We start from the raw sequence: 13,468 nt of genomic DNA, 5'->3' as shown, positions 1-13,468 counted from the left end.
CTTTTCTTTTTATATGACTGTAAATTGGACAAGATAGAAGTGGTGAGCTTTTTAGAGTGGGAGTGATAGATTTGACATACAAAAGGAAGTGGAGTTTTATATTCTTCCTGTTTTTGATTTGTTTTGTTAATGGAGAATCGATGCAGGCTGCGAATGATGATGGAAACCTAGGGCAGGAAATTCAACAAATATTGGCTGAATCGCCGGGATTGGCTGGCGCGTTGACGGGAATTTCCATCCGTTCAGCTGAAACGGGGGAAATGATTTATGAACGGGGATCCCAAACGAGATTGCGTCCTGCTTCGAACCTAAAACTATTGACTGCAGCAGCTGCACTGGAAACTTTAGGGGAAGATCATGTTTTTCAAACGGAACTATACATAAAAGGAGTGCAAGTTGGCCATGTTCTGCAGGGCAATGTGTACCTGAAGGGAAAAGGGGATCCCACATTATTGGAACAGGATTTCGATGAGCTTGCAGCTTCACTGAAACGCAAACAAGTTAAGGTGGTTCATGGGAATCTTATAGGCGATGATTCTTGGTATGACGATGTTCGGCATTCCCAAGATTTAGTTTGGAGCGATGAACAGGAATATTACGGGGCGGCCGTTTCAGCTTTAACCGCTTCCCCGAATGAAGACTACGATACCGGTACCATCATCGTGGAGATATCCCCTGGGAAAAAGGCTGGTGAAAGGGCAACGGTTAAGCTGAAGCCTGAAACGGATTATGTGAAGGTCATCAACAAAGCAAAAACTGAATCGGAAGGTGGCAATAAGAAAATAGAAGTCGAAAGGTCTCATGGCACACAAGTCATTAAGGTGACCGGAACTATTCCGGAGCATGCCGGGGTGACCAAAGAGTGGATCTCGGTGAAAGATCCCACAAAATATGCCCTGAGCTTATTTGAAAACTCAATGAATAAACACGGAATTAAAGTGTTGGGAAAAAGGAAAAAAGGGAAAACGCCAGTAGGAGCGGACATGATTGCTACTCATCAGTCCATGCCGCTTTCACACCTGCTTATCCCTTTCATGAAATTGAGCAATAACAGCCATGCCGAGGTTTTGGTGAAAGAAATGGGCAAAGAGGCAGAAGGGGAGGGAAGCTGGAAGGATGGTTTGAAGGTTGCCCGAAATCAGCTGAAGAGTATGGGGCTCGATATGCAAACGATCATGATGCGTGATGGATCTGGAATTTCCCAAGTCAATATGGTTCCAGCGAATGAAATAACGAAGCTGCTGTATGCCGTACAGGAAAAAGCGTGGTTTCCAGCTTACTTGAACGCCCTGCCGATTGCAGGGAACGAAAATCGGATGGTAGGCGGTACGCTAAGAAAGAGGATGAAAGAGACATATGCAGCCGGGAATGTTCGCGCTAAAACAGGGACGATTTCAGGAACGAGCTCTTTATCTGGTTATGTTACGACCAAAGGAGGGGAAAAGGTCATATTTTCGATCATCTTGAATAATTTTGTAGAAGAAAAAGGCATTACGGCAATCCAGGATAAGATAGCCGTGATGCTCGCAGAAAAGGAAAACCGGTTGGGGAGTGGCCTTTAAGTCCATTTGGGAAACTGAATTTGAAGATCAGGGAAATCTGCCAATTCATTTTCTTCGGCAAATACGAATTGGGAGCATACAGCCAATGAGTCATATTATTTCCTGACTCGATGTCGGTTTCGATCGCAAATCCGAATGGCGTATTCAATTCGATGGTCATTCAACATTGCCAGCACCTTCTTCTAGTTTTTTTTCATTTTATCCGCTCAAGGAAGGAATTTGAGGGAGGATGAATAGAAATAAGTAGTATAGGAGGAATGCTCATGAATTTTCCACCACTTGATGGGCAGTATACGATTACCAGTCTTATAACTGAAATTCACGAATTTTCCAAAAAACGGTCTCCATATATATTGGCCATAGATGGCCGGGGCGGCTCTGGAAAAAGTACACTCGCTTCCCGTATCCAAACTGAGTGCCCGGGTAGCGCGGTCGTTCATATGGATGATTTTTATTTGCCATCAGCGGATAGGGTCCAACTGCCTCCATCCCAAAAGCAGATTGGTGCGGATTATGATTGGGAACGGGTATTTAACCAAGTTTTGAAACCGCTTGCAAGCGGTCGGGATGCCAGGTATCAAAGGTATGATTGGAAAACGGACACTATGGCGGAATGGCATGATGTTCCTGCTGAAGGGCTTGTTATTATAGAAGGAACATATTCCATCCGTAAAGAATTGGCAGGGTACCATGATTTCATGATTTGGGTGGAATGCCCCCGTGATCAGCGTTTGAAACGGGGGCTTGAGAGGGATGGTGAAGAAGCGCGGCAAATGTGGGAGGATAATTGGATGGTGCATGAAGATCTGTATGTAGGTGTGCAAAGGCCTCAAGAAAGAGCGGACCTTGTTGTGGACGGAACGAGCTGAATCCTTGGATTTTTGGAACTCGCTTTTAATTGTAAGGGTTTACCTATAAAATTGTATGTATGTTTAGATAAAGCCGGAAACTTGAGGGGGAACTATGTTTACTAATGAAGAACAAGCTGCCGTTTATAAAGCCATTTATAACCGAAGGGATATCAGGAGTTTTTTGCCTAAGCCCATTTCAAAGGATATACTCCGCAGAATTTTGGATGCTGCACATCATGCGCCATCTGTAGGATTCATGCAACCTTGGAGTTTCATCGTGATTTCATCTCAGGAAACCAAGAACAATTTGGCATGGGCAGCTGATAAAGAAAGAAGGGCACTCGCCATTCATTATGAAGGTGATAAAGAAAATAAGTTTCTTAGTTTGAAAGTGGAAGGATTAAAAGAAGCACCTTACACCATTTGTGTTACATGCGACCCGACACGGGGCGGCTCCCATGTTTTAGGGAGGAACTCCATTCCGGAAACGGATATCCTATCCACAGCCTGCGCGATACAAAATATGTGGCTGGCTGCCTGTGCGGAAGGATTGGCAATGGGATGGGTAAGCTTTTATAAGAAAAATGATATTCGTGATATTTTGGACATTCCGCCGCATATAGAACCCGTTGCACTCCTGTCGATTGGCTATACGGATCAATATCCGGATAAACCCATTCTTGAACTTGCTAATTGGGAAAAAAGAAGGCCGATGGATGAACTTATCTTCAAAGATAAATGGGGTAATAAATAAAACTATATAGTAATTCAATCCCCTGTTTCAGGGGTTTTTTGTTGAAAGAAATTGATTTTTTTACAAAAAAATGAAATGAAGCAGTGGGAAAATAGAAGACCCTTACGGTAGATACATCTTTTGTAAGAGTCCTTTAAAAATACGTATTCCGTAATATGGAAACAAAATTTGGTTTGATTTAAAATCTGCGCCGTTTTGAAGATCCCGGTATACCGAGATCTTCACGGTATTTTGCAATGGTGCGGCGGGAGATCTTCATCCCTTCATTTGCGAATATTTGACAAAGTTTCTGATCTGAAAAAGGCTTTATCTTATCTTCATCGGCAATCAAGACCTTTATTTTTTCTTTGATGGTGGCCGTTGATTCGGTTGTTTGGCTGTTCACTCGGTTTAATCCTCTAGTAAAGAAGTTCCTAAGTTTAAAGAGGCCATGCGGCGTCTGGATATATTTATTGCTTGTCGCCCTGCTGATTGTTGATTCATGAACATGAAGTTTCTCCGAAATGTCTTTCAGCGTCATTGGTTTTAATCCCGTAATTCCCTTCATGAAAAACTCTTGCTGCTCGTCAACTATTGTCGAGGCCACCTTGTAAAGTGTCATTTGCCTTTGTTCGAGCCCTTTTAAAAGTAATTGGGCATCATTTATGTGTCCTTTTATATAATCTTTAGCTGGATTGACAGGATTCAGAGCGATGTGGTCCTTGTAGAAAGGGCTGATGGAAAGTTTAGGTGTGCAGCTATCGTTGACCGTTATCAGAAAACCTTCTTTTTCTTTTTCCACGTAGACCTCCGGAATGATGTAATGAGTCAAATCATTGGAAAAGTGACTGACGGGACGCGGGTTTAACGTACGGATGAAATCTGCCGCGTCTTGTACTTCCTGAATGGTCACTTTGTAAAGGGCGGCAATTTTTCTGTAGCGTTTTTCCGCTAAGTCCGATAAGTGCTTTTTAACGATCTTAGACGCCAATTCATTGTGATTCTCATGCTCACGCAGCTGAATGAGTAAGCAATCGGTCAAATCTCTAGCCCCGACTCCAATCGGGTCAAGGGATTGCAAAACTTGAATCATTTTTTCTATTTCCCCGACGGATACGGAAAAATGAGAGGCAGTCCAATTGGTATCCAATTCAAGAAATCCATATTCATTTAAGTTCCCAATTAAAAATTTGAGAATCCTCCTTTCAATGGTTTTCAACGAACTTAGTAAACTTAATTGTTCCAGTAAATGGATTTCCAGTGTTTCTGTGTTGATTGAATAATTATTGATAGGGTTGTAATCATTGTCTCCGTTGAAACTGTTACTTTTAGAGGACCGTTTCAGAGAATTTATTCTAGGTGTACGAATGCTAGATTCAGTAAGTGATGAGAGGGGGTCTTTAAAGCTTATTTCGAGAACGGGATTTTCGTAAGCCTGTCGGTTTAGGAAACCTATTAGTTCATGGGTCGAATATTGAAGGATCTTGATCGATTGCTGTAATTCAGGGGTTAATGACAATTTCAAGGTTTGTTTTTGGTACAGTTCAAATCCTACCTGCATACTTATCAACTTCTTTCGTTTAGATTAACACGGCAGCTCAAGAGGGATGGAAAAATATTAACATGATAATAATACAAATCTTCCGAAAATTCAACATTGTGTGTCAGGTTTTGTAACATCAATAAGAAAATAAAGTGGGAGGTTTTGTAATGTAGTATTTATTCTAATGAAGGGGTATTGGGTGATTCAAATACGAATTGAATGATTTATATGTGAATCAACGCAAACTCCTAATGATTTATTTATGAATCATTTTAACTTGAATACCTTTCATATAAGGCACATATAATTTGGCATGCATCTTGCTATATCTAAATATATAAATAAAAAAATAAACTAGCTTGAAAAAAATCCACTACAAGAGAAGGGTGTTTTTTACATGATCAAAGAAACGACGGGTATTCAGGAATTAATCGATTTGGATAAAAAGCATTTTATTCATCCGACTACGGCAATCGAGCAACAGCAGGCAGATGGTCCAAGTTTCATCTTTAAGGAAGGGAAAGGAATATATCTTACGGATGTCACGGGAAGGACTGTTATTGATGGCATGGCTTCACTTTGGAATGTGAATATTGGACATGGACAAGAAGAGTTAGCTGAAGTTGCGAAGGAACAAATGACGAAGCTAGCTTTCACCTCAAGTTTTGCCACTTTTAGCAATGAGCCGGCAATCCGGTTGGCAGCCAAAATCGCTTCCATCGCTCCTGGGGATTTGAATGCAGTTTTCTTCACTTCAGGTGGATCGGAGTCGAATGATACGGCCATCAAACTTGCTCGTCATTACTGGCTTTTGAAAGGGCAGCCTAATCGTCAGAAAATCATTTCCCGCTCGAAATCCTATCATGGGGTGGCAATGGGAGCTACAAGTGCGACTGGCCTGAAGCCGTTCCGGGACTTCACGAATTCAATCGCACCGGATTTTTATCATGTGGACGGTTCCTCCATTGAGGAATTGCGTAAGGTCATAGAACAGGAAGGGCCGGAAACGATTGCGGCATTTATTGCTGAACCGATTCAAGGTGCTGGTGGAGTGAACCTTCCTCCTGAAGGCTATTTTAAGGAAGTAAGGGAAATTTGTAATGAATACGGCATTTTAATGGTGACGGATGAAGTCATTACAGGTTTCGGAAGAACAGGGACTTATTTTGGGATTGAACACTTTGGTGTCGTACCTGATATGATGTGCTTCGCAAAAGGTGTGACGAGCGGATATGCACAGTTAGGCGGGGTCGTCTTGAATGATAAGATGCACCAGGATTTCATTGCCCTTTCAAAAGGCACGCTTTTACATGGCTACACATACAGCGGCCATCCTATGGCATGTGCGGTTGCTTTGAAAAATATTGAAATAATTGAACGTGAAAACTTGATAGAAAACTCGAAACAGCGTGGTGAAGAGTTGCTTGCCGGCTTTAAGAAGCTTCAAAGCAAACACCCAATTATTGGTGATGTCAGGGCACTTGGATTAATTGGGGGCATCTCCATCGTAAAGGACAAACAAACAGGCGAAGGCTTTGAGACACAGCTTGCTCCAAAACTGGTTGCTGAAGCGGCGAAGAATGGTTTGATTTGCCGGTCTGTTACGTTTGACCAAGATACACTCGTATTTGCACCGCCTTTAATCATTACTAAATCGGAAGTCGAAAGAATAATTGAAATCCTTGATGAGACATTTACTGCAGTTGAAAAAGAAATTTTATAAGAGGTGAAAGTGATGGTCATGACGGAAACGCTGAAAAAGAAATTATTCATTAATGGTAAATGGCAAGAAGCTGAAAAGTTCACGACACTAAAGTCTCCCTATAGCGGGGAAGTTCTGGCGGAGATTCCTTCGGCAAGCCTCGAAGATGTAGAGTTGGCAATAGAGTCAGCCTATCAAGCTAGAAAAACAATGGCAGCTTTACCTAGTCATAAACGTGCTGCAATACTTGAAAAGCTTGCGAGTCTTTTGGAGAGCCGCAAAGATGAGGCAGCTGAAATTATTGCCAAAGAGGCAGCGAAACCGATCAAAACGGCAATGGTTGAAGTATCCCGGACGATTGCCACATATAAATTTGCAGCAGAGGAAGCAAAAAGGATTCATGGGGAAACATTGACGATGGATGCTACAGCTGACGGAGAAGGAAGGATAGGATACACAGTCCGTGAGCCTCTAGGCGTTGTGGGTGCGATTACCCCTTTTAATTTTCCGATGAACCTGGTTGCCCATAAAGTAGGCCCGGCCATTGCTGCTGGAAATACACTTGTCCTGAAACCTGCGAGCCAAACACCGCTATCTTCGCTATTTCTTGCTGAATTATTAGCCGAAACCGATTTACCGGCAGGTGCGTTTAATTTAGTTACTGGAAGCGGTTCGGTTATTGGTGATAAACTAGTCACCGATTCACGCGTGAAGAGCATTTCATTTACTGGAAGTCCGGCTGTTGGAATCGGGATCCGTAATAAGTCCGGATTAAAGAAAGTGAGTCTTGAACTAGGTTCGAATGCGGCTGTCATCGTTGATAAAGGGATCAATATCGATAAGATCATCCAACGCTGTGTATCGGCAGCATTCGCTTTTCAGGGGCAGGTCTGTATTTCCTTACAGCGTGCATATGTTCATGAAGAGGTATATGATGAATTCGTCAAAAAATTCATAGAAGCAACGAATGGCTTGAAACTGGGAGATTCTTTGGACCCTTCTGTGGACCTTTCGGCATTAATCAGTGCTGGTGATGTACAGCGAAGCCTGGATTGGATCGAGGAAGCTAAACAACACGGTGCGATCGTTGCAGCAGGAGGTAAATCTGAAGGGAATATCCTGCATCCGACTGTGTTGCTGGAAGTGGATGCAATGCTTAAGGTATCTTGTCAGGAAGTCTTCGCACCCATTGTTTTGATCAATAAGGTTTCTTCTGTTGAGGAAGCGATTGACTTGGTCAACGATTCCGAATTCGGATTGCAGGCAGGAATTTATACAGAAAATATCAACCTGGCTCTTTCTGCGGCAGAACAATTGGAAGTCGGCGGTGTTATCATTAATGATATCCCAACTTACCGTGTCGACAACATGCCATATGGCGGAGTCAAAAAAAGCGGGACGGGCCGCGAAGGGTTAAAATATGCGATTGAAGAAATGACGGAAATGAAACTGGTCATTATTAACCGAAATTAATCAGAAAAGAGATGAGCTGCTGCTCATCTCTTTTTCTATGAATCTTGAAAGTGTTTGGTCCATGAGTTATGCAAAAATGAATAGTTAATTCACGATTGAATTTAAATGAGACAGGAAAGGGCAAAAAAACGTGAGTTACCTAATATTTCAAACTGGCATGAATCTTGCTCCTATCTAATATATAGGTAGATAACTTAAAACCGAGGAGGAAATTACATGCAGGAAACTTTGCAAAATAATACGAAAAAAGAGGGTACGGGAGCACTGGACTTAAAGATGTTCATCAATGGGGAATGGGTGAATTCCACTTCAGGTGAAAAGAGGGATGTATTGAATCCGGCCACGGGAGAAGTTATTGCCAAAGCTGCGGAAGGAACACAGGAAGATGTGGATGCAGCGGTCGAGGCAGCAAAATACGCTTTCTATGAAGGTGGTTGGTGGGGAACTCCTGCAGTGGAAAGAGCTCGCATTTTATTCAAAATAGCAGATAAAATTGAAGAAAAAGCTGAAGAACTAGCGACGTTGGAAACATTGGATAATGGGAAACCATTGCGTGAGGCTCGTTATGATATAGCGGATTCAGCAGCCTGTTTTAGATATTATGCAGGATTGGCTACAAAACCGACAGGGCAAACTTTTGAAGTTCCTGACGGTCAGCAAGCGATGGTCGTAAGGGAACCGATCGGTGTGTGCGGGCAGATCGTTCCATGGAATTTTCCGTTAATGATGTCAGCATGGAAACTCGCCCCTGCGCTTGCTGCAGGAAATTCCGTTGTGTTCAAACCATCTGAAATCACCCCAGTGACAGCGGTCAAACTTTTCGAAATCATGGATGAAGTCGGATTGCCAAAAGGTGTCGCTAACCTTGTGTTGGGAGCGGGCCCAGTTGTCGGACAAGCTATTGCCGAACATGAGGAAATCGATAAAGTGGCATTTACAGGAGGAACGGCAACAGGGCGTAAGATCATGGAAGCTTCACTCGGTAACCTAAAGAAAGTGACATTGGAGCTCGGCGGGAAATCGCCTAATATCGTATTTGCGGACTCTGACTTTGAGACTGCCGTAGATTATGCTCTATACGGGATTTTCTGTAATCAAGGACAAGTGTGTTCAGCAGGTTCCCGTTTACTGTTGGAAGAGTCCATTTACGATCAGTTCATAGCAAGCCTTACAGCGAAGGCGAAAAAAATCAAAGTAGGTTCAGGATCTGATGAAAGCAGCCAGATGGGACCTATCGTTTCAGAAGCACATATGAACAAAATATTATCGTATATCCAAATCGGAAAAGAAGAAGGTGCCAAATTAATCGTCGGTGGAAATCGAATGAAAGAAGAAGGCTTGGATAAAGGTTACTTTGTCGAACCTACTATTTTTGTTGATACGACACCGGAAATGCGGATCGTCCAGGAAGAAATTTTTGGACCTGTGCTTGTCGTTCAAAAATTCAAAGATGAAGCGGAAGCTCTTCGACTGGCCAATGATACGAAATATGGGTTAGCGGGTGCGGTGTTCACGAATGATATCGCAAAAGCGTACCGTGTCATTAAAAAAGTGCGTGCCGGCATCACGTGGATTAACTCATATCATCCGACTTATAACGAGGCTCCTTGGGGAGGATTCAAGCAAAGCGGAAATGGACGTGAACTGGGAACTTTCGGTTACGAAGCTTACACTGAAGTGAAGCAAATCAATAACAACTTGGATATCCAGCCAACAGGCTGGTTTGATGAAGAATAAATAGCTTGACGAAAAGGCTGTTCCTTGTGGAACAGCCTTTTTTTGTGGAATCGCAGATATATTTCAATAATCGGAGATATAATCCGGAAAGTGCAGATAAAAAGCCGAAATCGGAGATATATTCAAAGATTGCTATACATTGATTTACTTTTGTTGGACTTTTTTAAGATCAACCCGTCCCGAAAAGAAAACGGCGCCATTGCCCATATCTGAGAGGCGATCCGGGGTAAGGGAATTGATGTGCTGTTTTGTTTCAGGTGTATTCTGCCACAAGCCTTGGCTGACAAGAACTCCGGGTAACACATTTTCACCGGGAGCAGCGGTAAGCAAACATTCACCGCGTTCGTTCCAGATCTTAACCATATCACCGGTGGATATTCCCATCTTTTCTGCATCAGCGGCATTCATGTGCAGTTTCGGTTCCTTTTCCATGGAGATATGTTTGGCATTATTTGAAAAAGTTGAATTCAAGAAATTGTGATTAGGTGCCGGAATGAATAAAAATGGCAGGTCGCTGTCTTTTATGATTGGCGTATATGTTGGCAAAGGCTCGTATCCATCCTGCTTCATCCGTTCGGAATAAAGTTCGATTTTACCGCTTGGTGTCGGGAGTTTTCCTGGGAACATCGGCTGCATCTTGGCTTTGACAAATTGATTCCTTGAAAGGGAGTCATAGGTGATGCCCTCTAAATGCGGATTATCGGGAAAATCCAGCGCCTGACGTATCATATCTTCCTCTGAATCTCTAAATGCTTGTTCCCCAAATCCCATTCCAGCAGCTAACAGTTTGAACAATTCAACATTCGATTTCGACTCGCCGTATTTTTCGACTACCGGTTTTTGTATTTGCACGTAATTATGCCAGTATGAATTATAAAAATCCTCCGTTTCATAAGATGATGCAGCAGGAAGGACGAGGTCGGCAAACATGGCCGTTTCGGTTAAGAATAGATCATGTACAACTGTGAATAGATCTTCCCGCATTAGACCTTCCTGCACTTTATTTGCATTCGGAGCGACAAGTGCTGGGTTGGAGCCGTATACGAACATGGAGCGGATCGGGTTTTCTTTTTCCAGAAGTGCTTGACCGATTTGGTTCATATTAATGGTCCGCGTCGCTCTATTATGCAAGAAATCAGGACGTCTTAAGGCATTTGTATTAAAAGCCAGATAGCCAGAATTCCCTTTGATGGCTCCGCCGCCTTCGATCATCCATTGGCCGGTAAGTGCAGGCAGGCAGGCAATGGTACGTACCGCCATGCCGCCGTTGTCATGGTGCTGCAGGCCATTGCCTATCCGAACGAATGATGGACTGGTGGTGCCATACATCCGGGCTAATTCATATAAGTCATCAATTGGGACGCCAGTGATCGCGGAGACGGTCGCAGGGTCATATTGGCGGACGTGTTCGCGCAATTCGGCAGCACCTACTGTATATTCATCGAGAAAGGGCTGGTCGACTAGATTCTCGGCGAAAAGTATATGCATTAATCCGAGAGCAAGCGCACTATCGGTACCAGGCAGGATCGGAATGAACCAATCCGCCCACTTGCCGGTTTGGTTTTTATGTACGTCAATGACGACTACTTTGGCCCCGTTTTTCCGGGCTTGCTGGGCAAGCGTTACTTGGTGCATATTTGTGCTCACCGCGTTAATGCCCCACATGATGAAAAGCTTTGTATGAATCGTTTCTTCTGGATCGATGCCGAATGAACCACCCATTGTATAGCTGTAACCGACTGAGCCGGCTGCGTTACAAATGGAACGCTCGAGCATGCTTGCACCGAGTTTGTGGAAAAAACGGCGATCCATTCCCTCAGCGCTGAGGTTGCCCATGTTTCCGTAAAAGCTGTAGGGAAGTATGCTTTCCGGTCCGTGCATTTCGATCAGTTCTTTCCATTTGGAAGTGATTGTGTCAATGGCCTCTTCCCAGCTGACTGGGGCAAAATTCCCTTCTCCTTTCGGACCGATGCGCTTTAATGGCTGTTTTAAGCGATTGGGGTCATATAGGCGGGCAGTCATGTTTCGGACTTTGTTGCAAATATTCCCTTTTGTGACTGGATGATCAGGGTCTCCTTGAACTTTAATGATTTTCCCGTCTTTTTTGTGCAGCAGTAAACCGCATTGATCAGGACAGTCAAGAGAGCAAACAGAGGGAAAGACTCCATCTGGCTGATTGATATAGGATTGCATGGCGTATTCCTCCTAATAATTTAAACTAATAAAATGAATTTTCTTAATTATATTGAAAGTGAAATCGTTGAAAGGTGCAAGAACTTCTTAACATATGTTTTTTTTTCTGATAAGCTTACAAGATGAAAATTAACCTATAAATAGGAGGATTCATTTTTGGATTATGGAATTATAATATCAATAGGGATATACATGGCAGGCATGCTGTTAATTGGTTATTTTGCCTATCGGAAAACGGCCGATTTAACCGATTACATGCTTGGCGGCCGGAACCTGGGCCCGGCTGTTACTGCATTGAGTGCAGGAGCTTCCGATATGAGCGGCTGGCTGTTGATGGGTCTTCCAGGTGCTATGTACATAAGCGGGTTAAGTGCTGGCTGGATTGTCGTCGGCCTTTGTGCAGGGTCTTATTTAAACTGGTTATTCGTGGCACCGAGACTTCGGACATACACGGAATTGGCCGGCAATTCGATTACGATTCCCGACTTTTTGGGGAATCGGTTTAAAGACAGCTCCAGGGTTTTAAAAGTGGTATCAGCATCGGTCATTTTAATTTTCTTCACCTTTTACACATCATCAGGCATGGTAGCAGGCGGTGAGCTTTTCCGCTCAGCTTTCAATATGGATTATCGGTGGGGCATCTGGCTGACGGCGAGCGTTGTTATTCTTTATACATTATTTGGCGGATTCCTGGCTGTTAGCTGGACCGACTTCGTACAAGGAACAATTATGTTCATTGCCTTAATTCTAGTACCAGTTGTCACGATTGTAAATATTGGTGGCTGGGATCCTACCTTCAATGAAATAAGATCGATCAACCCGAACTTATTGCATGCTTTTGAGGGGACATCAACGATTGGAATCATATCTCTTTTGGCATGGGGGCTTGGTTATTTCGGGCAGCCTCATATTATCGTTCGATTCATGGCGGTTTCATCTGTTAAAGAATTGAAAAGTGCACGCCGAATCGGTATGGGCTGGATGATTTTTGCTATCGTCGGAGCAATGTTTACCGGATTGGTGGGGATCGCTTATTTTAACCTGACAAACATTCCTTTAGGGGAAAAAAATGCTGAATCCGTCTTCATCATTTTATCTAAAGAGCTGTTTCCTTCTTTAATTACAGGCTTCTTGCTGGCTGCTATTTTAGCAGCAGTCATGAGTACGATTGCATCACAGCTGCTGGTATCGGCAAGTGCTCTGACCGATGATTTCTATAAGCAGTTCATTCGGCCGAATGCATCTGATAAGGAATTAGTGCTCGTAGGCCGGTTTGGTGTATTGGCGATATCTGCCATTGCCCTAATATTGGCTTTTAATCCCAGCGGTACGATCCTTAAATTGGTGGGGTATGCATGGGCTGGTTTTGGAGCGGCCTTCGGTCCTGTCATTCTGTTAAGCCTGTACTGGAAACGGATGACGAAATGGGGAGCCCTGGCGGGAATGATTGTCGGTACGGCAACCGTGATCGTCTGGGATATGATCGATCAGTTCGCTGAAGTATACGAAATCATTCCTGGTTTCATCGCTGGTTCAATAGCGGTAGTCGTTTTCAGTTTATTATCGGCAAAGCCTACAAAAGGTATAGAAGAAGAATTCAATCAAGCCATTAAAAACCTTTCTTGAGCATTTAAGGTCAAGGTAAAATGGTGCTGGATTTTTTAGCGATATAAA

General features: G+C 43.3%; 9 protein-coding genes. 7 read left to right on the top strand and 2 right to left on the bottom strand.

Annotated features, from left to right (window positions below):
* Nucleotides 1-140 precede the first annotated feature (140 nt).
* The 3 genes from dacB (at nt 141) to bluB (ending at nt 3,167) form a co-directional block, all read left to right on the top strand.
* The gene (gene dacB / locus ACQKNS_RS21720) at nt 141-1,562 is read left to right on the top strand and encodes a D-alanyl-D-alanine carboxypeptidase/D-alanyl-D-alanine endopeptidase (RefSeq protein ID WP_427645463.1); all 1,422 of its coding nucleotides are present in this window, start codon (nt 141-143) and stop codon (nt 1,560-1,562) included.
* 263 nt (nt 1,563-1,825) lie between these two features.
* Nucleotides 1,826-2,431, top strand: a complete 606-nt coding sequence (locus ACQKNS_RS21715) for a uridine kinase family protein (RefSeq protein WP_427645332.1) — start codon at nt 1,826-1,828, stop codon at nt 2,429-2,431.
* A 94-nt stretch (nt 2,432-2,525) separates the two neighbouring features.
* Nucleotides 2,526-3,167, top strand: a complete 642-nt coding sequence (gene bluB / locus ACQKNS_RS21710) for a 5,6-dimethylbenzimidazole synthase (RefSeq protein WP_427645331.1) — start codon at nt 2,526-2,528, stop codon at nt 3,165-3,167.
* Between the two features lie 178 nt (nt 3,168-3,345).
* On the opposite strand, the gene rpoN is transcribed toward bluB, so the two are convergent.
* Nucleotides 3,346-4,707 carry an RNA polymerase factor sigma-54 gene (gene rpoN / locus ACQKNS_RS21705; protein WP_427645330.1) on the bottom strand — a complete coding sequence of 454 codons (1,362 nt, stop codon included), beginning with the start codon at nt 4,705-4,707 and terminating at the stop codon, nt 3,346-3,348.
* 379 nt (nt 4,708-5,086) lie between these two features.
* Between rpoN and ACQKNS_RS21700 the strand changes: the two genes are divergently transcribed.
* From ACQKNS_RS21700 to ACQKNS_RS21690, 3 genes are all read left to right on the top strand, one after another.
* Nucleotides 5,087-6,412, top strand: a complete 1,326-nt coding sequence (locus ACQKNS_RS21700; RefSeq protein ID WP_427645329.1) for an aspartate aminotransferase family protein — start codon at nt 5,087-5,089, stop codon at nt 6,410-6,412.
* A gap of 18 nt (nt 6,413-6,430) precedes the next feature.
* Complete coding sequence (locus ACQKNS_RS21695; protein WP_427645462.1) at nt 6,431-7,864, top strand: aldehyde dehydrogenase family protein; 1,434 nt, start codon at nt 6,431-6,433, stop codon at nt 7,862-7,864.
* 216 nt (nt 7,865-8,080) lie between these two features.
* Nucleotides 8,081-9,601: an aldehyde dehydrogenase family protein gene (locus ACQKNS_RS21690; RefSeq protein WP_427645328.1), complete on the top strand. Its 1,521-nt coding sequence runs from the start codon at nt 8,081-8,083 to the stop codon at nt 9,599-9,601.
* A 144-nt stretch (nt 9,602-9,745) separates the two neighbouring features.
* Here the strand turns inward: ACQKNS_RS21690 and ACQKNS_RS21685 are convergent, their stop codons facing one another.
* Complete coding sequence (locus ACQKNS_RS21685) at nt 9,746-11,794, bottom strand: molybdopterin oxidoreductase family protein (protein ID WP_427645327.1); 2,049 nt, start codon at nt 11,792-11,794, stop codon at nt 9,746-9,748.
* A 156-nt stretch (nt 11,795-11,950) separates the two neighbouring features.
* On the opposite strand from ACQKNS_RS21685, the gene putP reads away from it, so the two are divergent.
* Complete coding sequence (gene putP, locus ACQKNS_RS21680; RefSeq protein ID WP_427645326.1) at nt 11,951-13,420, top strand: sodium/proline symporter PutP; 1,470 nt, start codon at nt 11,951-11,953, stop codon at nt 13,418-13,420.
* Nucleotides 13,421-13,468 lie beyond the last annotated feature (48 nt).

The sequence above is a fragment of the Peribacillus sp. NPDC094092 genome (genome assembly GCF_050279365.1).
Taxonomy (GTDB): domain Bacteria; phylum Bacillota; class Bacilli; order Bacillales; family DSM-1321; genus Peribacillus.
This window is presented reverse-complemented; position numbering and strand designations above follow the sequence as displayed.